Raw genomic sequence first — 21,711 nt, 5'->3', positions numbered from 1 at the left:
AATAAGCCTTTTCCCGCCGGCCCTTCCGACCAGCGATGGGTGGGGGAGTCACTGCGGCGGCCTCCGGCTCTTTATCAGGTTATTAGCTTATCAAAAAGGATTCCGGAAGACAATTGGACTGTCGAATACTGCCGCCCGTCTTGCGATTGTGTGCTCAAACAATTTGTGATATCATCGATCGCAAATTCTACATATCTATTAACAGATGAGCATTTATCACCAGAAGAGGGGATGCCATGGTAAATGCCGGTGAGTGGGTGTATAAGCATGCAATTCGGAAACCTGAGGCGACAGCCGTTGTTGTTGACAAGAGACGGTTGACATACGCGCAGCTCAACGAGCGCGTGAACCGGTTGGCCCATGCGCTTTCGGGCCTCGGGATAGCGGAGGGCGACCGCGCCGCCATTCTCTCGTTCAACTCGAACGAGTACATCGAATTTGTGCTCGCGCTCGCGAAACTGGGCGCGATCGTGGTTCCGCTGAATTATCGGCTTGCGCCGCCCGAGCTTGAGTACATCCTGAACGATTCGGGCGCAAAGCTGCTGGTGTGCGGCAGCGAGTTTTCTCACGTGTATGAAGAGCTGCGCCAGCGGGTGAATCTGGAGCGTTACATCATTACGGGCGATAGCGCCGCGGAGCCGCTTCTCTCATATGAGGCGCTGCTCGCGCGCTCGTCGGCCGCCGAGCCGCGCATGGCTCCGACCGGAATCGATACGGCGCTCATCGTCATGTACACGTCGGGAACGACCGGCCGGCCGAAGGGAGCGATCCTCACGCACGGCAACGTGTTGTTTGCCTCGCTCAATGCAATCCAGCATGGCAATTCCGAAGGTCCCGCGCTCATCTGCATTCCCATGTTTCACGTCGGCGGCCTCACGACGCAGGCGTTGCCCACGGTCTACCGCGGCCAGCCGATCATATTCCAGCGGTACTTCGATCCCGAGCACGCGCTGCAATTAATCGAGCGCGAGCGCGTCGCGGGAATGCTGGCAGTGCCGGCGGTGCTTCTATTCATGTCGCAGGTGACAAGTTTCATGGAGTACGATCTCAGCTCGATGAAGTCATTTTTTGTCGGTGGCGCCCCGTGTCCCGTGCCAGTTCTGCGGAAGTATCTGGAGCGGGGTGTCACAATTCGTCAAGGATTCGGCATGACGGAAAGCACTGGCACCGGCATCGTTCTCGAGCCGGAGGATAACGAGCGAAAGCTCGGCTCGTGCGGCAGGCCGATGTTCCATTGCAACGCGCGTGTGTGGGACGACAGCGGCAGGGATGCCGCTCCAAACGCCATCGGCGAGCTGATGCTGCGCGGGCCGGTCATCATGAAAGGCTACTGGAATATGCCGGAGCAGACGGAGGCCGCTTTTACCGACGGCTGGTTCCATACCGGTGATCTTGCGAGGATGGACGACGAAGGCTACATCTTCATCGTCGACCGAATGAAGGACATGCTGATAACCGGCGGAGAGAACGTGTATCCGGCCGAGGTCGAGAATGTGATCATGGGGCATCCGAAGGTGGGCGAGGTGGGCGTAATCGGAGTCCCGGACGAGCGGTGGGGCGATAGCGTGCGCGCGATCGTTGTCCCGCTGCCCGGCCAATCGCTTACTGCAGAAGAGATTCAGCGGTTCTGCGAGGGCAAGCTTGCGAGATACAAGATTCCGAAATCCGTCGTGTTTATCGACGCGCTGCCGCGCAATCCGGCCGGCAAAATCCTGAAGGGCGTCCTGCGCGAGCAGCAGAAGTGATTTCAAAATGACACCGCGAGGCGCGGGATTTCGCTCCGCTCAACTGATCGGCGTGCATCAACATGCCTATCAAGCTCAGGGCCTAAATGGGGACTCTGAAGAAACCAGCAATAAACTTACTGTAGAGCGGTGATCACCACTTCCGCGACGGCTGTCTGATTAGCCTCTATGACAACGGTATAATCCTGAATTGTCTTTCCGCCGGTCAGGACTTGCAGCCGGTGTTCTCCCGGCGCAAGGCACCTGAAGGTGAAGTCGCTGCCGCTTGCACACCGGACCGTGAGCGCGCCATCGAGCGTAATCAAGGCAGGAGCAGACTTATCTTCCCCACGCACCCGAACGACGAGGCGACCCGTCCGCTCCTTTTCGAGTCCGATGTATTCAAGGATGCCGCAGTAAACGGCATATGCCTCTCGCCGCGCCACGTCGGGGTCGCGGAGGCGGTCTTCGGTTTCGGCCGATGACGGGCCGGGAAGCGCGACAATGGTTGCCGGCGCCGCCGTATGCGTCAGCACGAAATCAGTGGCCGGTTGAACCAGCGCCCGTTGGGCAACTCCGAGCACTTCGATATGCCCGGCAATTGTGGCGGCCAGCCGCGCCCCGTCCTTGCTGTTTGGATAATGCAGTGAATAGGCATCAGCCGGGCGCGTTTCTGCCCCGGCGGATTCCCCGTTCAATGGACTCAGCACAAGACCTCCGTGCCCGATAGAGATGAAGAGTTCGGCGGCGGATTGCTCTGCAAGCTCCACCCGGCGCAACAGTGTCGCGGTCATATCGGATTCGCGCGTGAGCACGACCTGAGCGCCTGACGCTTTGAGAAACTCCGCGAGATATCGGGCCGCCCGCAGATTCAGGTCAGACGAGCGAACGCCGGTGGGGCCGGTCTGACCTTTTTCCTCGCCGCCAAGCTGAGGGTCGATCGCGATTTTCTTTCCGAACAAGAGGCCGTCGGCGATCGGCTTCAGTTTAACAAAGGAAGGTTTCGCAAGGCTCGCGCAATCAACGGTTCTGGGTATGTATCCTGGAGCTGATACGGTGAGGAAAGAGCCGCTGATTTCTCCGGCGCCGGCGGCAAAATATCCCGCGCGGTCGGTGTAGCCGAGCGGCCGGCCATCTACGGTGACAAGGGCATTCGCGACCGGTGCGTTTCGTGTCGCATCAAACACGTGGAAAACCGAGAAGGAGGGCGCATCGTCGCGCACGTAGAGGTTGACGTTATGCGACAGATCGCCGGCACGAATGGACGCGTTGATTGTCCTTGGCCCTCCCGCACCACCGGGAGCCAGGTACACTATCGCCTCGCCGCCGGTTGTATACGAGACGGCCGGCGAGGACAGCCCCTCGCTCGCGGTGAATTCCGCTCGGGTCCCATCGGCGATCGGCATGGCATCGGCATCAAAAATTTTTGCCGCCAGCCTCACCTGCTGTTTGTTGTTGAGCGGAACCGTGCGAATATTCGTATCAAGAAGGATATATGCCGGCGGCATTACGACGTCAAATTCCGTTGCGGCCGTTCGCGCAGCATTGCCATTGACATTGCGCAAAGAGATATCGACGGTGTGATTCCCGTTGCTGAATCGCCGTTCGGGCAAGTAGTGAACAAGTGAAGAGGCCGGATCGAACGTGGCGGAAACAGGTGCGCCATCGATCCGCATCTCGATTGAGGCGGGATCAATCGGAACTCCACGGTCCGCCGTCACCCGCGCCACGATCATCGGGCGGGCGTCGTTGGGAGATGCCGCCAGAGGCTCGATGATCTCGACTTTCGGGACGCCCTTCGCAAAATATTCGGCTATTCCAAGGAAGTAAGCCTGCGCCTCGACTCGCTGCGTGGGCGCGAGCCCCAGCCGGAATGCATTGAAGGCATGAGATATGAATGAGGGCTCGCCCAGAACTGCCGGCCCGGCGAATTCGCGCAGCACGTGGTAGTTGCCGGGCAAAATCGCATTATCCGGTTGATTCAGGCTGAGCGCAAGCTGCTTATGTATATGCTGTGCGGCGTCGAGCGAAGGGCCGGGGTCTTTCATTTTGAAATACGTCTCGAGCGAATTTCGCTTTGCGCCCGGAAGCACGTCGGCGTTATGGTGCAGCGACACGAACAAATCAGGATCATGCGCCTGAGCGAATTCAACGCGCGCATGCAGGTCCTTTTTCACTTCGATATCGGCAGCCTTGTATACGTTCGAATCGTCTGTCCGGGTCAGGTGCACCTCAGCGCCCGCCTGCGTGAGCATCCCCCACAGGTACAGCGCGACACCCAGGTTCACGTCGGCCTCGCGCAGATTGTTCGGACCGATCGCGCCCACAAATGAGCCGCCGTGACCGGGATCGAGCACAATTCGCCTGCCGCGCAGTGCGCTCACGTCGATGTTCGGTGGCGCCTGCCGAAGGGTGATCTGGCCGTAATCCAGAGCCGCTTGCGGTGTGACGACAACCTGGCGCGCACAGCCGCCGAGAGTAAGACTCGCAAGAACGAGAGAAATAGAGATGCAAGGAAGTCGAGATGCAGCTTTCTTTTTCATTTGATTTCCCCAGCCGTTACAAGATGATTTTGCCCAGCACAACTGCGTGTGATGCCCCCGTCGCCGAAGGGAGATTGGAGGGGTTTCCACTTATCGTTTCATTCGCGAGAAGCGCGAAACCGATTGCTTCCTTCGCGTCAGCCGAGACACCGTACGCATCGGTAAGAGTGACGGGAATCGGCGCAAAAATCCTTTGCAGTAATTCTACCAGATAAACATTCCGACAGCCACCTCCGCTGAGAATGACCTCGTCGACATTCGTTTTCGGGAAAACGAATCGCTCATAGCTCAGCTTGATGGAATGCGCGGTCAGCGCCGTCAGCGTTGCCAGCATGTCGGCGTGGTTCTTCGCCGGTGTCGCGGCCGCAAGCTTTTGAGCAAGTTCCCGCCCGAATAGCTCGCGGCCCGTCGTTTTCGGGGGCGGCGCGTCGAAATAAGGATGTTCGAGGAGGTCCTCGAGGATATCTTTCTGAATGCGACCTTTCCTTGCGCGAGCGCCGTTTGTGTCAAAGTGTTCCTTTGAGCCGGTGATTATGCGGACGAACTCATCAACCAATGCGTTGCCCGGGCCGGTATCGAACGCGAACACATCCTGCTGCGCCGGCGGAACAACGGAGACATTAGCGATGCCGCCAATGTTCTGCAGCGCCCGCACCTTATCGGGTTTTCTGAACAGGAGGAAGTCGGCGTAGGGGATAAGCGGGGCGCCGTATCCGCCGGCGGCGACGTCGCGCGTGCGGAAATCCGCGACGGTAACGATGCCGGTACGCTCGGCGATCACGCACGGCTCTCCGATTTGGAGCGTCGAGCGAGCGGGCGGCGGAGCATCCGGCAGATGGTAAATCGTCTGTCCATGCGACCCGATAAGATGCACGTCAGCCGGCTTCAGGCCGGCCTTCTCTATGATATTCAATGCCGCCTGCGCGAAGAGCTCGCCGAGCCGAAAATTCATCTCGCAGACTTGCCGGGTTTGGCCATCCTTAAGATTTCTCGCCGCGCCGGCGATTTCTTCCGGATACGGATAGATTTCGAACTCGAGCACGCGGACGTTCGTATCGGTATATGCGCCCTCGATCTCGACCAGCGCCGCGTCGATCCCGTCGGCGGATGTTCCGGACATCAGGCCAACGACCAGCCGCTTGCGGAGTCCGGCGATTTCGATCAGTCGTTTCATATCCTACTGAAGCCGTATCGGAAGACTTCCTTCAGCTTTTATTTTCCCGAATAACACACCCGCAAGCGCTTTTAATGAGCATTTGCGGAAGCTGTACGTTGCAATGGTCGCTTCGGCGCCCGAGATGAAGGCAAGATCGTGCGGGTCGCGAACGGCGGCCACGACAGCCGGTCTCCCGAGGTCAAGCAGAGCCTGCACGCACTCGCGCTGGGGCGGGTTCAAATGGAGGTTGTATGTCAAAATGATTAATACATCCGCATTCGCGCATTTTTCAATTGTCCGGCGGATTTCACCGGCATCCGGTCGGACAGATATTTCGAGATGTGTGAGATTCTGATGGAACCGCTTGACCTCATTCAGGAATCCTTTGTTGTGCTGAGCGGCGTCCTCCACCTTTGTCAGCACTTCGAACCGCGGCGTGACCACCACCAGCCGATCCGAGTGCCGCAGCCGCAAAGGAACGAAATTGTTTTCATTCTGTACCAGTGTCACCGCCCGTGCTGCGATCTCTTCGCTTAGTTTTGTCTGCGGAGTATAAGCGGACTCGGCCGGGATATTTTTCAGGTTCTCTTTTATAGATCGGATTCGGGCCGACGATTGATCAATTCTCTCTTCATCGATCTCACCGGTTTCGGCCGAGCGAGCGAGCGAATCGATTGCGGCGACCTGTTTTTCTCGAGTGTGACAGATAAGCAGCATATCCGCTCCGGCGTGAAAGGCAAGTCGCGCCGACTGCGGCGCCTCGTACCGTTTTTCAACGGCGCCCATCTCGAGGCAATCAGTGATCACGACGCCTTCGTATTTCATCCGGCCGCGTAGCAGGTCTTTCAAGAGAGGTGCGGACAACGTGGCCGGCGCACCGGTCTCATCCAATGCGGGAAACGAACAGTGTGCGGTCATCACAAAAGCGACTCCGGCTTTGACAGCGGCCCGGAAGGGCGCCAGCTCGACTTTCTCAATTCGCGCGCGAGGATGATCGACCACTGGCAGATCGTCGTGCGAATCGATTCTTGCTTCGCCGAGTCCGGGGAAATGTTTGGCGGCGGCGCAGAGCCCGTTCTCCTGCAAGCCGGAAATCATAGCTGAGGCGAGCCGGCTCACCATCGCCGGATCGGAGCCGAACGAGCGCGCTCCGACGCCTGGATTTCGCGGAAGCGTTGAGATATCGAGGACCGGCGCAAAGTTCACGGTGATGCCGAGCGCCGCGAGTTCGCGCGCGGTTACCCGTCCTGCCTGTCGCGCGAATTCTTCTGAACCGGTCGCTCCGAGCGCCATGTTGCCCGGGAAGATCGTGACCCCTTCGGTTATCCGCGCGACGCAGCCGCCTTCCTGGTCGATCGCGATAAAGAGCGGCATATCGCTCACCCGCGCGCGCAATTCCTGCAGATGCAGGCAGACCTCGCGGGCGTGAGCGGCATTGCGGATATTCCTGGTGAAGAGGATGATACCGCCGACATGGTGGCGCTGAATCAGGTCGCTCGCGGCGGACGGATCGGTTCCGGGATATCCAATCATGAAGAGCTCGCCGATCCTTTCCCGCAACGATGTCATTTGTCATCCCTCGTATAAGAGATATGGTCCGCGCAACGCTTCGAATTCACGCTGGTCTTTCACCCATCCGCCCAGAATTTCTTCGGTTGTTTGCCCGGCGAGGATGTCTTTCCGAAGCGAGTCCGTTCCTGCAAGCGCATCGAAATGTTGTTCGTTCCACTGCAACTCCCGAGAATGGCGCGCCGTGATTTTCGACAGCAGCTCGACTGCAAGCGCAATCGGGTCCGCAGCGTTCTTGTCGACGGCGGCAAGAGCAATGCCTGCGCATTCTCTCCCGCTGTATTTCGAGGCGGCAGGCGTAAAACGCTGAGGAGAAACTGCAAAGCCTGCCATTGTTTTCGGATCGAGCTTGTTCACGATCGCCGGATCGAGCCACGGCGAACCGATCAGGCGGAACGGCGAGGATGTGCCGCGCCCTTCGGAGAGATTAACGCCTTCAAACAGGCACGTGCCCGCATACAGTAGCGCGGTTTCCGGCGACACTATTGCGGGTGAGGGCGCCGTCCACGCGAGGCCGGTGTCGGAAAAAAGCAGGCGCCTGCGCCATCCATGCATTTTGACAACAGCGAGATGTGCGCCCACTCCGAATGCTTTATTGAACAGCAAGGCCAGTTCTCCTGCCGTCATCCCATGCCTCAGCGGGATCGGGTAAAGCCCGAGGAAGGAAGCGAACCGCGGATCCAGAACCGGGCCCTGAATGGTAATTCCCCCGAGTGGATTCGGCCGGTCGAGCACAACAAACAATTTTCCGTACATTGCCGCGGCACGCATGCCGAGCGCCATGGTCCAGATATAGGTGTAGCAGCGCACACCGATATCCTGCAAATCAAAGACAAGCGCATCCACATCGCGCAGCATTTCGCCGGTAGGCTCCTTTGCGCTGCCGTACAGACTGCGGATCGGCAGGCCGGAACCAGGCTCAATCGAATCGGCAAGATGCTGGCCGGGTGGAGCGCTTACATCGTATCCGTGCTCGGGCGCGAAAATGCATTTGAGATTGATTCCGTTCCCGATCAGTGCCGCCGCGGTCGGGACGCCTTTTTCATTTCTCGCGGCTGAATTCGCGATCAGGCCAACGTGGGCGCCCTCGAGCAGTTTGCGCTCGTATTGGAGTAAGCGACTGACGCCGAGTGTGACCGGCTGAGCAGTGTGCATGCTTCCACTAGTACAATTTGACTATTTCAGCGCCGGTGAAGTAGTGTTTCAGGATCGCGTCATGCTGGAATCCCTGGAGGGCCATTCCCTCGGCGCCTGCCTGGCACATGCCGACGCCGTGCCCCCATCCACCGCCGAGGAAATTGAACCTGACGGGATTCCCGGCCGAATCTTTTTTTATTTCCAGAACGAACATGGTGCTTTTCAGTTTGCCCAAGACACGCCGTATCTCAAGCTCTTTGTAAATGACGGCGATGTCGCGCGAGCCGACGATTCTGACTCTGAGGGCGCGCCCCGACACGCCTCGCTTGAGGACTTTGATGTCCTTCACCGTGCCGACTTTGTAGTATTTGTTGACGGCGGCGTTCATCTGCTTTGCGGTAAAGCTGACATGCCAGCGAAAATTCTTTGAGCTGCCGGCGCGCGGATCGGCGCAGTATGCGCGCGGCGTGCATTTCAGCCAGCTCGCCAATTGTGAATCTTTAAGCGGGGAGTCGAAGGATTCAGGGTTGCTGAACAATTCAGAGACGCCGCGCAACGATGCAGCGGGGCGAGAGCTCCAGACGTTTTCATTGTGTTCGGTATGTCCCCCGCAGTTGGCGCTGTAGACGGCGTCGATCAACCGGCCCTCTCTCATGAGGACCAATCCACGCGTTGCATCCACTGCGGCATCGGTTCGGACAGTGCGCCGCGCCAATCCGCCGAATTCCTGGCAATGCTGAGAAGCGCAAAAGTCGAACGGGTCGAACACATGTTTGATTCCCAGTTTGGCAAGCGCTTCCGTGCGCGCTGCGATCGCCTGCACCTTCAGCGCCTCATCCGGCGCGTTCAGCCGTATCTCCACGGGAACAACGCCCTTCACGTATTCCTCGAGTGTCACCAGGTTTATCGCGGACAGTTTGCCGTGCTTATCGATGAAAATTTCGAGCGGGCTGATATAGCGCCTGTTTTCGCAGTTGCCCGAGACCCAGAAGCCGTCTCCGAAGGGGACATTATGCACCTCGATAGGCTGATCCGCAGTCAAAGCGACATGCGAATCGGCATACGAATAGACAGTATCGGTGCCGTCCAGAATCTCGATGTTCCCCTTGGGATTAAGTACGCTTTCGTCGATGATCCAGGCCGAATGGCCCCACCTGTTCATCTTATCCCGAAAAGCCTCGGCGTCCGCCTTCTTCTTGAAGCTGCCGAGTGCCACCCAATAGACCGTGGTATCCATGACCGAGCCGTCGGCATGGACGAAAGGACCCCCCGCTTTAATGAGACGCACAGTGTAGCCGTCGCTTTTCCATTTCTCGGCGAACTGCAAGGCCTTCTCGTATTCGGACCCGCGAAAAGTTGCAACGCCGACCGGATACATTTGAACGCCCACACGCGCGCTGCGCAACCTGAACCGAATCCGGCGGCCGGGCTCCACTTTCATCGTCTTGCTATCGAAATTCAGGTACATTTCTGATTCGCTTGTTACGAGTATAGAGTCGGCCTCCTTGAGTATCTGGATTTTCAGGGTAGGTTCGACGAACGCTTCCCGCGGCTCGATCTTCTTCGGCTCGACGACCTGGATCTCCTCATCGGTCCCTTCATCCGCCTCCTCATCAGTCACTTCTTCAATCAGCGCTTCATCCACCGCCTCAATAAGCTCCTCTCCGACGTCGGAAGCATCTGCATCTGCGGCGGTCTGATCAGGAACGGGTTCCGCAACACAACTCTCTTCGACCACCGGTCCATCGTCGACTGGCGAAGGCGGCGCAACAGCAGTCTGCCGCCGGGCACACGCGAAAAACAGCAAAAGGACGAACGGCAAAAAAACAATATGATTCCTTTTCAGCGCCAAAGATGGTTCCTCCCTGTTTCTAGCCTTTGATAGCACCTATTCTCATTCCCTGCACAAACCAGCGCTGGAACATTATGAAGACAATGAACATCGGAAGCGAAGCGAGCACGGCGCCGGCCATCAGCAGGCCGTAATCTAGCGTCTGTTTATCCTGCAAAGTCGCGAGCCCGACAGTTAACGTGTATGTTTGCGCGCTATTCAGCACCAAGAGCGGCCAGAGAAAAGAATTCCAATTCGATATGAACAGGAAAATGGCGAGGACTCCCAGTGCGGGTGCACACAGCGGAAGAATAATTCGAAAGAAAACCTGGAACTCGCTGCAGCCGTCCATTCGTGCGGCTTCTTCAAGAGCGGTCGGAATCGTGGAAATGAACTGTCTCATGAAAAAGATGCCGAATGAACCCGCAAGCCCGGGCAGGATTGCGGCCCAAAGAGTATCCACAAGATGCAGTTTGACCATCATAATATACAGCGGCACGATCAGGATGTGGACCGGCACCATCATAGTCCCGATGACCAGCCAGAAAAGCAATTGGCGGCCGGCAAACTTCTTTTTCGCAAAGGCATATCCCGCCATGCTATCGAACAGCAGTTGCCCGAGTGTAATGATTGCACAGATGAAGAAGGAGTTGACTGTCCAGCGTATAACAGGCGCGCTGGAAAGGAGTTGCGCGTAATTCTGCGTCGTCAGGCTCCGGTGCAGGAGCATTGGCGGAATCGAGCTCAGTTCCTCGTTCGGGCGGAACGAAGAATACAGCATCCACAATGCCGGAAACAGCGAAATCACTGCTCCCAGCAAGAGGAGCGACACCAAGAGGACCTCATTTTTTCGGAATCTCATCTGCGCCCAGCTGAGGATTTAGTATTCGACGTCAGATCTAAAAAAACGGTATTGCACGATTGATGCCAGCATGATGATTGCGAACAGGAGCACCGACATTGCGGCGGCCACTCCGAATTCAAAATCTCGAATGGCCGCGGTATAAATCCGATGTGCGACAACTTCGGTGGCATATCCCGGACCACCGTCCGTCAGAATGAAAACCTGGGTAAAAACCTGAAATGAGGCAATCGTTATCGTTAGCGCAAGAAACAGCGTTGTCGGTCGCAGCAATGGAAGAGTGAGATGCCACCATTTGCTGAATGCGCTCGCGCCATCCAATTCTCCCGCATCATAAAGCGATTTCGGTATTGCGTCAAGAGCAGCGAGATAGATGAGCACCGGTCCGCCTGGAGGCCGTGCGATACTGGTTAAGATCACGCTCCACAAGGCGATACGCGAATCGGTCAACCAGTGCACGCCGGGCAGACCGAAAAATCCCAAACCGGCGTTGAGGATTCCAAAACTCTCATTGAACATCCATCGCCACGCCATTGTCAACACCACGACCGACGCGACACCCGGCAGATAATAGGCCCCCCGGAAGAATCCGCGCACCCGGTTTGACAGCGGGCAGATCAGGCTCGCAACCACTAAAGCCGAGACAACATTGACAGGCACAACGACCACGGTATAGACGAGGGTATTTATCGCCGCTTGGCGGAATACCGGGTCATTGACAGCCGCGGCAAGATTTCGAAATCCCACCCAACTCGGTCGAGCCTGTGCGAAAGTGAAGTCCTGGAAAGTGAGCAGTAGGACCCAGACAAGCGGAAACAGCAGAAAAACTGCAAAAATCGCAAGTGCAGGGAAAAGAAAGGCGTAGGCAGAAAGTGATTCGAGTCGGCGGCGAACCAGGTACAAGACGGGCAGGATTGCACAAAAAAGTGCGGCGGTGGCAATCGCGACGGATTTAAAGGATGCTTTGGATCCTTCGGGAGCTTGTCTTTCGTGAGCCGTTTTAATAAGTGCTTCAATCTCCTTACCGCCAGAAGCCACTGCCGACATCAGCGATTTTTCTCCGAGAAAAGCCAATTGGAGCTCTCTCTGATATTTTTCGTCGATTTTGGCCCATTGAGCATGCCGCGGTACTGTCTGTCCGGCGGATAGAATCCGCTGGACTTTCGACATTACTGCGTCGTCCGCATATATTGTTCCCGCAGATAGGCGTGAAGGGATCACCCCGTATGTCCTCAGGTCTCTTTGCGCATCGGGACGAACGAGAAACTTCGCGAATTCGATACACAGCCGGCGCTTTTGGGGGTCGTCCTGGCGCAGCACCACAAATCCGGATGTGCCGATAAATGCCCGTGCGGCCGTCTCGTTTCCTGAAGGAGCGGGATACGGCAGCACGTCGAATCGGAAATCGCCCAATGCGTGTAGGCGCGGGACTGCCCAGATACCGAGGGGCGCGATCGCTATGTTTTTTTGCGCGACGAAGCGCTGCCACAGAGTCTCCGCGTCCCAGGCCGCACAGTCGGCCGGGGCCACTCGAGCCGCATGAACAAGGTTGTAGAGAAACGTGGCGTTGGCCGCATCGCCTAAGCCTCGGGGTAAGATCTGTTCATCTAAAGCCATTCCGTCGGGAAAAAGGAAAGGCCAGACCCCCGTGTCGCCGGGGCGCAAGAGGAAAGCAAATCCCGCGGCATCAGAGCGGCCGTCGCCGCCGCAGCGCGTGAGCCGCCGGGTAAACTCGAGAAATTCGGGATGGTTCCAGCCGTCCCGAGGAAGCTCCAGCTTGCACTGCTCGAGCAAGTCGAGGTTTGCGAACAGGACCGAGCCGGTGACGTACCAGGGCACTCCATAGAGTCTGCCATTGTAAGTGAAGGATTCCAGTGCCGGCGCGAGAAAATCACTGCGGTCCTCTTGCGTGAGGTGATCATCGATGGATTCGATGAATCCACCTTCGATAAGCTGGACCGGTAGAACCCCTGTTATGATATCCGGTCCGACGCCGGCGGTGATGGCGATCTTTTTTTTATCTTCACCGTGTTCCCAAGTCAGCTCGGTCAGCTCGATCGATACGCCGGGATGGAGCCGCTCGAACTCCGTTATCTGTTGCTTGATCCAATAAAAGCGATCGACCGATTGATCATCCTCGCGCCAGCGCGGATACTCCCATATCTTGATTGTGAGCGGATTCTGCTTTTTTCCACAGCTCAAGAGAGCACTCGCGCTGAGCAGGCACACAATCAGCATGAAAAGAAAGGAAGGCCGGAAAAGAAGGAAGGAGGAACGACGGGGACGGATTTTCCTGGCGGTGCGAATGAACGATAGCATCAACTGATCTTCGTTATGTGCTCGCTTTTAATGTCGACCCAGCCGTTTTCCAGTATTAGCCTGATGCCGTTTTCTATCTTCTCATAGGAATTGCCGCGCATCGTGTTTCCGTTTTTCAGGACGACAATAACCTTGTCGGCAGGCGGCGGCGGCAGGGGTGGCGAAGCCACAACGGTTTCGACTTCGACCATTTCGACGACTTCGACTTCCGGCAGAAAATCGGCCGCAGGCTTTTTCTTCAGAGCAACTTTCAGCGTCACCGGTTTCGAATTCCTCTTATATCGCTCGTAATAAGAAATGACCTTCGGCACATACGCCCGCGTTTCTTTGAATGGAGGAATGCCTCCGTATTTCAAGACGCTTCCCGGCCCCGCATTATAAGCGGCCAGCGCGAGCTCCAGATCGTTGTTAAACAGTTCGAGCATTCGGGCCAGATACTGTACGCCTCCGCCGATATTCTGCTCCGGATCGAAGCTATCCTGCACCTGCATCTCCATCGCCGTCATCGGCATGAGCTGCATCAAGCCGCGGGCCCCGCAATGAGAGACCGCGAACGGATCAAAGTCGGATTCGCACTTGATCACGGCCTTGACCAGGGCGGGATGCAGGCCATAATCTTTCGAATAGAAGCGAATGATTTCCTCGAGATCGAACTCCTCGACTTCCGGCTCATTCTTGACCTTGCGGACGACCTGGGTCTTCGTGATCTTCTTAATCGGCTCGAAGTTCAGCAGCACATAGTCGGGGCCGACGTCTTTCACCTTGCTCGTGAGCAGCAGCAAACCCGAGGTGTGCTGATACACGTAAATCGGCGGTTTTCCATTTTCGCCGTACAGGTAACGGGGAAGCCTGCGTTTCTTTTCATTGGACGGCTGAATTTCTACCGGAGCTCTTGCCATCTTTTCGGTGCATTGCTTCAGGCAATTTGCGATAGCCGAAGATTGCGGGTCAACGGCGCAGGCGAGCTCGTAAATGTCCCTCGTCTTGTCGCCGGGCGGCAGCTTGAAGAAGGCATCTCCGACAAAAGTTGAGGTGAGAGGAATTTTCCTCCCCTCTTCCGACAATTTTTTAAGCGCCGATTCGATATCATCGAGATAATTGCGTTCGGACGCAAACTTTATTTGACTGGTGTAGTACATAACCCGGATCGGCGGCGAGATTGAGCCAGGCGCCGGGTCTCTCGACAGAATGGTTTCCCATACACTGGAAACCGTTTGGACGGCATTCTGGAACGCCGACGCAATCAGGTCGTCCTTGCATGCTTTGTATCCTCCACCGGCCAGATACCGTGTCTTCACGAAGCTCTCCGATTTCTGCGCTTCACTGCGGACGCGCTCGAGATGGAGAACCGGATACGTGAGATTGGCGGGTTGGATATTATAAACGCGGTAATTGGTCACATCACTGTCGATATCCGCTTCGAGCTTTCTTCGTATCTCGATGTTTGTGGCGTTGCTCGGGGCGGGCGGCAGCGCGAAATCCGAGACGACTACGCTGAGTTCGCCCAGTCGATATGCGAAATAACGAGAAAGGTTCTCATTCTTGTGAGGGATGAGCATCAGCAGTTGGATATCTGCGGTAAGATCGGTGTCGGCGCCGGGTGCATGCCGGTTGGCGACCCCGTTGGAAACTCCCTCGAGCAGGTCCTCTTTATAGAGCAGCAGAGTTCTGCTGTGTCTGGCCGACAACGAAGAAAGCGCGAATTCAGCGATCTGAGAGTGGGCGCGTGGTCCCCACGCGAAGGCTTCGGTTGAAAGCAGGAACAACGAGAGGATTGCGGCAGCGCCGGAAGTCAAAATGGCCGCGAAGGCGACTCCACGAGCGCAGTATATATTTCCAGTCTGCTTGGCCATGGAGTTTAATTCTTGTGGGGACTTGCAAAGACCAACATCCGGGTCGGCCCTTGGCCGATCGGAACCGTTTCAAGGACAGCGCAATCCCGCGCGTCCATTACAGACACCGTATTATCAAGCCGATTCGAAACGTACAGGTAGTGTCCGTCCGGGCTGACTGCGATCCCGCTCGGCCCGCTTCCTGTCGGGACTTCGCGAACCACCGACAGAGTTTTAGCATCTATAACAGATATCGTCTCTGACAGGAAATTTGCGCAGAACAGAAAGCGGCCGTCGGGAGAGACGGCAACGTCTTCGGGACGATCTCCAACCGTAACAGATGCCGTTTCAAATTTTCCCGGCTGAAGAACAACCACCTGATCGCCTATCGAGTCGCTGACAAACAGGCGGCCGTCGGGAGAGACGGCTATCGAGCGGGGAGCCTTTCCCACTTTGATTGTGGATGCGATTTCACGCTTGGCGGTATCTATCATCGAGACGGTTCCCGAGAACGCGTTCAGGCAATACAGCATTTTGCCGTCGGGTGAAATGGCGAGGCACATCGGTTTTTCGCCGACCTTAACGTCCCCGCTCACTTCGCCGGCCGGCATGCTCACCAGCGAGATGGTCCCGTCGTTTTCGTTTGCCACGTATACCGTCCGCCCGTCCGGATGAACCGCCACGCCGCGTGGATATGAGCCAACCGCAACTTTTGAGCGGACTTCTCCCGTCTGGATGTCGACCGCATAAAGCATGTCACTGTATCGAACGGTGAGATAGAGGAGATTTCCGTTCGCGTCCACGGCGATTCCTTCGGGCCGGTCTTTGAGCACCAGGCTCGAGACTCGTTCAAGCGAGCGCCCATCCACGATCGAAATTTCGCGGCTATCCTCATTGATAATAAATATTGCGGATGCGCCAATCCCGAGCGCGCCTCGCTTCTGTTCCACCAGTTCCGTCTTTTCATCCAGTGGCGGCACCAGCCGCGCGATTTCTCTGCGCTCCGCGCCGGCGCGTCCCGAATGCACCCATTTGCTCGGCTCGAGTACCGGTTCGCCGGCCCCGCTCGGAGGCTTGACTGACACCGGGCGCGTCTCCTTTCGAGCACTATCGGCCACAGGCGCGAGCGACGGTTTCCCCGGTTCCTTTAATGGTGTGACTGTCGCGGAGGAAGCTTTTTCTGCCACAGGCGGAAGAGAAATCGAGTCCTCAAGGATCGGAGCGAATTCAGGCGCAGGCACGGCCGCTGCGAGAGCCGTCTGCGGCTGAAGCGCCTGGACCGGCTCTTCAAAAACGGCGGCCGATGGGGGCGGGGACGTTTTGGCGGTTAAAGCCACAACCTCGTTCGCGTCGCTCAAGGAAACAAAAGCTGTCTGGCGCTCGGGAACATAGCTGATCGCCGCAGGACGCGAATCGAGCGCAACCGTCGAAATGGAAAAATCCGGCAGCCTGATGATGCTGATGCTACGCGCTTTTGAGTTGACGACGAAAATCTTCTCGCCCTCAGGGGCGACAGCGACGCGAGCCGCTCCGTCCCCCGTTTTCACCTCACGCGCTACGACGAAGGCGGCCGTATCGGCAACGATCAAACCGCCCGCTTCGTAATCGGCCGCAAACAGGAGCGAGCCATCGGGTGAAAGCGCAAGTCCGCGCGGATAGCCGCCGGTAGTCAGGCTGCGAACGATTTCGCCGGTCGATGCGTTCAATTCGAGAATCGAGCCGCGCTCGCGCATGGATACGAAGAGGCGTTTGCCGTCCGGCGATATTGCCAGTCCTTGCGGATAGTCTTCAAGAGGAAAAACCGCCGCGGCTTGACGCGAGGCAGTATCAATGACGCTGATGCTTCGCCCGGTCACATTCGCAACGTACAGCGTGCGGTCGTCGGCGGATAAGGCAAGCGCGATCGGACCTTCTGCAACTTCGATCTTCGATTCGACGGTATCCGTTTGCGGCGCGAGAAACCACACGTCGTTCGAAAAGAAATTCGCGACTGCAAGGAACGAGTTATCACTCGCAATGGCAAGCGCAATCGGGCCGTCGCCGGCAGGAGCGGTGGAAATGGTTTTTTGTTTCTCGAGATCGATAATGGCGAGATTATCCGCCCCGAAACCCGCAACATAAACATAGCGGCCGTCGCGTGTCGCTAAGATGTCGTGGGGATTTTTACCCGCGCCTATCGTGTAGCCGGCAGCGTATTCGGGCGCGACCGTGGCATCGGCATGCCCGGAGCGGAAACCGATCAGGAGCAGGAGGGCGACGGCTCCAAGCAAACGTATGCTCTTTGGCCGAAGAATAACCGCAACTCTTTTGTGTGCCGATCTATTTCGCGACAATATTCACCAGTTTCCTGGGGACAACAATCACCTTTTCGACTGTTTTTGCGTCGAGAAAATCCACGATTTTCGAATCATTCAGCGCGGCCTTTTTCAGCTCCTCTTCGCTCGAATCGGAAGAGACGGTGACGCGGCTGCGCACCTTGCCGTTAACCTGGATGACGACGACCATTTCTTCCGCTTTGATGGCGCGGGAATCAAATGCGGGCCACGCTTCGCGAAGCAGGCTCTGCGTGTGCCCGAGGCGCGACCACAGTTCCTCGCTTATGTGCGGCGCCATCGGATACAGCAACGCCACCAGCTTTTCGAAAATCTCTTTCAGCACGACCGGCCGAACCTGCTCGAGATCCGCCGAATACAGCGCGTTCACCAGTTCCATCAACGCGCTGATGGCGGTGTTGAAATGGAAGCGTTCCTCGATATCCTCGGTCACTTTTTTTGTCGTAGCGTGAGCAATGCGCCTCAGGTCGCGCTCGGTTTCATTCAGGTCCTTCGGGATCGCTCCGTCTGTGTTCTGCAGGCGGCCCGCATGCGGAACGATCAGTCTCCACACTCTATTGAGGAAGCGGAACGCGCCCTCGACCGCGCGGTCGTTCCATTCGGCATCCTTGTCCGGAGGGCCGATGAACAGCGTATAAACGCGGACCGTGTCGGCGCCGTATTTTTCGATGAGCGGGTCGGGCGCGACGACGTTGCCCTTCGATTTCGACATTTTCGCGCCGCCCTTGATGATCATGCCCTGCGTGAACAGGTTGTGGAACGGCTCGTGGAAATCGATCAGTCCGAGATCGCGGATCACTTTCGTAAAGAAGCGCGAGTACATCAGGTGCAGAATCGCGTGTTCGATGCCGCCGATGTACTGGTCGACCGGCAGCCATTTATTCACCAGCGCCGAATCGAAAACCTTCTGCTCGTCGTGCGGCGAGAGGTACCTCATGTAATACCAACTCGAATCGACGAAGGTATCCATTGTGTCGGTCTCGCGCCTGGCGGGTCCGCCGCAGGCGGGACACGTTGTATTGACGAACTTGGCGCTGCGCGCGAGCGGAGATTCGCCGGTCGGCCTGAACTCGACGTCCTCCGGCAGATAGACGGGCAACTGCTCCTCGGGAACGGGGACCATTCCGCATTTCTCGCAATATACAATCGGGATCGGCGCGCCCCAATAGCGCTGTCGCGAGATCAGCCAGTCGCGCAGGCGGTAATTGACAGTGCGCGTGCCGATGCCTTTTTCCTCCATCCAGACGCCGATCTTCTCGATGGTCTCGCCGCTCGGCCTGCCGTTGAATTGGGCGGAGTTGACCATGACGCCTTCATCTTCGTAGGCGGCGGTCATGGTATCTTCATGGAGACTGCCGTCCGGTTTTTGCACCACGACGCGAATCGGCAAACCGTACTTCTTTGCGAACTCGAAGTCGCGCTGGTCGTGAGCGGGAACGGCCATGACCGCGCCGGTCCCGTATTCCATCAGCGCGTAATTCGCTATCCACAGGGGAACACGTTCGCCATTGGCCGGATTAAGGATATGCTTGCCGATGAACATGCCCTCTTTTTCGAGTTCGGCCGATGTTCGCTTGATCCGGTCGAGCCGGCGGCAGCGCTCGACGAAATCGCTGACTTCCTTCTCAATCGCAGTGCCGCGCGTCAGCTTCTCGACGAGAGGATGTTCGGGCGCGAGCACCAGATAGGTAACGCCGAAGACGGTGTCGGGCCGGGTGGTATAGCAGGGGACAGGCTCGCCGGTTTCCGCAACCTTGAACTGGATGGTCACGCCGTGGCTTTTCCCGATCCAGTTGCTCTGCATCGTCTTGACGCGCTCGGGCCAGTTCCCGAGATGGCTCATGTCGAGCAGTTCCTCGGCATACGCGGTTATCTTGAAAAACCACTGCTCCAGGTCGCGCGTGGTCACGCCGGTTCCGCAGCGCTCGCACTCGCCGTTGATCACCTGCTCATTCGCCAGCACGGTCGCACACGATGGGCACCAGTTGACCGCCGCCTTCTTCTTGTATGCAAGCCCCTTCTTGTAAAATTGGAGGAACAGCCACTGCGTCCATTTGCAGTACAGCGGCTCGCACGAGGCGAACTCGCGGTCCCAGTCGTACTCGACGCCCCAGTTCGTGAGCTGTTTCTTCATGCGGCGGATGTTTTCCCACGTGCTGACCGCCGGATGTATGTTTCTCTTGATCGCGGCGTTCTCGGCCGGAAGCCCGAAGGCGTCCCACCCCATCGGCGCCAGCACATTGAAGCCCTTCATGAACTTGTAACGCGCCAGAACGTCGCCGATGATGTAATTGCGCCCATGGCCCACGTGCAGCTCGGCCGACGGATACGGGAACATCATCAGACAGTAAAACGGCGGCTTTGGCGAGCTTTCATCCATCTTGAACAGCTTGTTTTCCCGCCAATATCGCTGCCATTTCGGCTCGATTTCCCGGAAATTATACTCGTCGTTCATCAGCAAATCTTGATCGCCTGCTTTTCTTTCTATATCTTTGACAAAAAAACCCTTACAAGGCTTTAATGTACCATATTTCGGCTCTTTTAGCAAGAAATCATCAACTTGGTGCGTTTGCGAAATTGCGGAAATTAAATGGAACACATGACGAACAAATGGATTAAATTGAAATGGTGTCCAGGCGCTTCCTGGGGGAATATCACTGCGACAGCGAACGTGGTCGATCGCCAATTTCAACTTCAAGGTTGCAATTATTTATCGTGAGCTTGCCGTCCATGAAGAGGGCAGCGACTCGCGCGCCGATTACGTGAACGTCTTCAAGAGGGTCTCCGTCGACTATTGCGAGGTCCGCAATCTTGCCTGCCTCGATCGAGCCGAATTTATCTTCCAGCCCCAGCGCGCGTGCGCTGTTGATGGTGGCTATTCTGACGGCGTCGGCCCCGTGAAATTTGTTTTGACCGGAATCGTTGTTCAACGTAAAATCCAGCATGTTGATTTCATGTCCAATCATGGCCGGAGTGCCCATGGGAACGCCGCCGTCATTTCCAGCCGCCATAATGGCTCCGCTTTCATACAGCATGCGCACATTTTCACCGCCGTTCACGATCACGGGAGAAAAATACTTGTAGAAATCCGTGACATCGAAAAAGCCCAGGCTTTTGAGCTTTCCTTCCGCAATTCTGGCGGAGGCTTCTTTCACGCTGCGGCTCAATCCGTTCGCCCAATATTCGTCGGCAAGCTCCGAAAGATTGGCGGCCCTGAAACGAGTTATCGAATCCATTTGAGGATGATCAGATACCGGATCATCCTTGATTTTCCAGCATAAATCATATGCGACGGTCGCCGTTGGCTCCAAAAAGCAGTCCGATGCATTAAACATTTGGATATCGGCCTCAGTCAATTTGTCATCAAACGGAGCATGAGCAAGCGAGGATACTCCGCATTCCACTCCCCGGCGAAACGATTCCACGGAAACATGATGCATCGTACTTTTCAGGCCCCTCTTGCGCGACTGATCTGCGATGGCTGCCAGTTGTTGCCTTGTCATGATCGTCAAAGTCGGCTGGTAATCAATCATATTCTCGCGCTGCTCTCCAATCTTGATGCATTCGGCGCCGCGCTCGTCCACCGCCCTGTTCACGGCATCCCTGACCTGCTGCTCGCTTGCATCAATCGGAAACAGCACGCCCCCGGCCTCGGGTTCCTCATAATCGACAAATGGAAATTTGAGGAGCAATTGCATGAACCCGTCGATGAAGCCCACATGTCCGGTCAGGTATCCTTCCGGCGGACCGACCACCACCGATTGCAGAATCCGCGGGCCTCGCATCGTACCGCGGGAAATCCTCTCCTTGAGCGACCTCGTCAGTCGCAGGTCCGGCAGCCAGGCGTCCCGGATGTTGGTGATGCCGTGGGCGAGGCATCCGCTCATGTTCAAGGCTATCTGCCGTTCGTGATATTTCCGGGTGAGCATCAAGTCTTGGAAGCTCATCACGCGCGACGGAAAGGTCATGCCGATATGACAGTGCGTGTTAAAAAGCGCCGGAAGCACGGTTCTGCCTTTCAGGTCGATGCTGAAAGCGGCGCCGGCGGAGCCAGAAGAATTCTGTGAGCTGCATATTTCGGCGATTTTCCCGCCTTCGATGATTATGCTGGTTCCAGCCTCAAGATAGCGTCCGTTATAGACATCGATAAACCTTCCATTCTTGAGTTCGACACGGGAATCGGCGCCGGGAAGATAATCATCCACAAAATGCGTGGGAGATTTAGCCTCGAAATCTGCGGCGGATGCCTGCCTCTGTCCGCTCAACAAGAACGGCAAGAGTGTAGATGCACCCATGATCGATAGCGCTTCTTTCCTTGAAAACTTCCGGAGTCCGGTCATTAGTATCCATCCTCGATATCCATAATATCCATTCTCGTCTCTTCTCGGCTTGGTACGTTTGTCAA

Annotated in this window: 12 protein-coding genes; 1 reads left to right on the top strand and 11 read right to left on the bottom strand. The window is 56.8% G+C overall.

The features are described from left to right. Positions 1 to 236 precede the first annotated feature (236 nt). A complete protein-coding gene (locus tag C4520_14475; protein ID RJP18455.1) occupies positions 237 to 1,745 on the top strand; it encodes a long-chain-fatty-acid--CoA ligase in 1,509 nt (502 codons plus the stop codon). Between the two features lie 116 nt (positions 1,746 to 1,861). Here C4520_14475 and C4520_14470 read toward each other — a convergent pair whose 3' ends face one another. The 11 genes from C4520_14470 to C4520_14420 all read right to left on the bottom strand — a co-directional run bounded on the left by C4520_14470 (position 1,862) and on the right by C4520_14420 (position 21,646). Further along, positions 1,862 to 4,267 carry a hypothetical protein gene (locus C4520_14470; protein RJP18454.1) on the bottom strand — a complete coding sequence of 802 codons (2,406 nt, stop codon included), beginning with the start codon at positions 4,265 to 4,267 and terminating at the stop codon, positions 1,862 to 1,864. Between the two features lie 16 nt (positions 4,268 to 4,283). After that, the gene (locus C4520_14465; GenBank protein ID RJP18453.1) at positions 4,284 to 5,441 is read right to left on the bottom strand and encodes an anhydro-N-acetylmuramic acid kinase; all 1,158 of its coding nucleotides are present in this window, start codon (positions 5,439 to 5,441) and stop codon (positions 4,284 to 4,286) included. 3 nt (positions 5,442 to 5,444) lie between these two features. Next, positions 5,445 to 6,992 carry a beta-N-acetylhexosaminidase gene (locus C4520_14460; protein RJP18452.1) on the bottom strand — a complete coding sequence of 516 codons (1,548 nt, stop codon included), beginning with the start codon at positions 6,990 to 6,992 and terminating at the stop codon, positions 5,445 to 5,447. A gap of 3 nt (positions 6,993 to 6,995) precedes the next feature. After that, positions 6,996 to 8,147, bottom strand: coding sequence for a DUF1343 domain-containing protein (locus C4520_14455; protein ID RJP18451.1), 1,152 nt, complete (start codon positions 8,145 to 8,147; stop codon positions 6,996 to 6,998). Between the two features lie 7 nt (positions 8,148 to 8,154). Then, a complete protein-coding gene (locus C4520_14450) occupies positions 8,155 to 9,981 on the bottom strand; it encodes a SpoIID/LytB domain-containing protein (GenBank protein RJP18450.1) in 1,827 nt (608 codons plus the stop codon). Positions 9,982 to 10,000: 19 nt separating this feature from the next. After that, complete coding sequence (locus C4520_14445) at positions 10,001 to 10,822, bottom strand: carbohydrate ABC transporter permease (protein ID RJP18449.1); 822 nt, start codon at positions 10,820 to 10,822, stop codon at positions 10,001 to 10,003. Between the two features lie 18 nt (positions 10,823 to 10,840). Next, positions 10,841 to 13,141, bottom strand: coding sequence for an extracellular solute-binding protein (locus tag C4520_14440; protein ID RJP18448.1), 2,301 nt, complete (start codon positions 13,139 to 13,141; stop codon positions 10,841 to 10,843). Continuing rightward, positions 13,141 to 14,040 carry a lytic transglycosylase domain-containing protein gene (locus C4520_14435; protein RJP18462.1) on the bottom strand — a complete coding sequence of 300 codons (900 nt, stop codon included), beginning with the start codon at positions 14,038 to 14,040 and terminating at the stop codon, positions 13,141 to 13,143. Before C4520_14435 ends, C4520_14440 begins: the two co-directional genes overlap by 1 nt. A 959-nt stretch (positions 14,041 to 14,999) precedes the next feature. After that, positions 15,000 to 17,306, bottom strand: coding sequence for a hypothetical protein (locus C4520_14430; protein ID RJP18447.1), 2,307 nt, complete (start codon positions 17,304 to 17,306; stop codon positions 15,000 to 15,002). Then, positions 17,293 to 19,761: a leucine--tRNA ligase gene (locus C4520_14425; protein ID RJP18446.1), complete on the bottom strand. Its 2,469-nt coding sequence runs from the start codon at positions 19,759 to 19,761 to the stop codon at positions 17,293 to 17,295. Before C4520_14425 ends, C4520_14430 begins: the two co-directional genes overlap by 14 nt. 199 nt (positions 19,762 to 19,960) lie before the next feature. Continuing rightward, positions 19,961 to 21,646 (bottom strand): hypothetical protein, encoded by a 1,686-nt coding sequence (locus tag C4520_14420; protein ID RJP18445.1) that lies wholly within the window; start codon positions 21,644 to 21,646, stop codon positions 19,961 to 19,963. Positions 21,647 to 21,711 lie beyond the last annotated feature (65 nt).

The sequence above is a fragment of the Candidatus Abyssobacteria bacterium SURF_5 genome (assembly GCA_003598085.1).
Taxonomy (GTDB): Bacteria; Abyssobacteria; SURF-5; order SURF-5; family SURF-5; genus SURF-5.
This window is presented reverse-complemented; position numbering and strand designations above follow the sequence as displayed.

Coding starts and splice junctions, on each gene's coding strand:
- C4520_14475 (RJP18455.1), top strand. CDS start 237: ATGGTAAATGCCGGTGAGTGGGTGTATAAGCATGCAATTCGGAAACCT.
- C4520_14470 (RJP18454.1), bottom strand. CDS start 4,267: ATGAAAAAGAAAGCTGCATCTCGACTTCCTTGCATCTCTATTTCTCTC.
- C4520_14465 (RJP18453.1), bottom strand. CDS start 5,441: ATGAAACGACTGATCGAAATCGCCGGACTCCGCAAGCGGCTGGTCGTT.
- C4520_14460 (RJP18452.1), bottom strand. CDS start 6,992: ATGACATCGTTGCGGGAAAGGATCGGCGAGCTCTTCATGATTGGATAT.
- C4520_14455 (RJP18451.1), bottom strand. CDS start 8,147: ATGCACACTGCTCAGCCGGTCACACTCGGCGTCAGTCGCTTACTCCAA.
- C4520_14445 (RJP18449.1), bottom strand. CDS start 10,822: ATGAGATTCCGAAAAAATGAGGTCCTCTTGGTGTCGCTCCTCTTGCTG.
- C4520_14440 (RJP18448.1), bottom strand. CDS start 13,141: ATGCTATCGTTCATTCGCACCGCCAGGAAAATCCGTCCCCGTCGTTCC.
- C4520_14435 (RJP18462.1), bottom strand. CDS start 14,040: ATGGCAAGAGCTCCGGTAGAAATTCAGCCGTCCAATGAAAAGAAACGC.
- C4520_14425 (RJP18446.1), bottom strand. CDS start 19,761: ATGAACGACGAGTATAATTTCCGGGAAATCGAGCCGAAATGGCAGCGA.
- C4520_14420 (RJP18445.1), bottom strand. CDS start 21,646: ATGACCGGACTCCGGAAGTTTTCAAGGAAAGAAGCGCTATCGATCATG.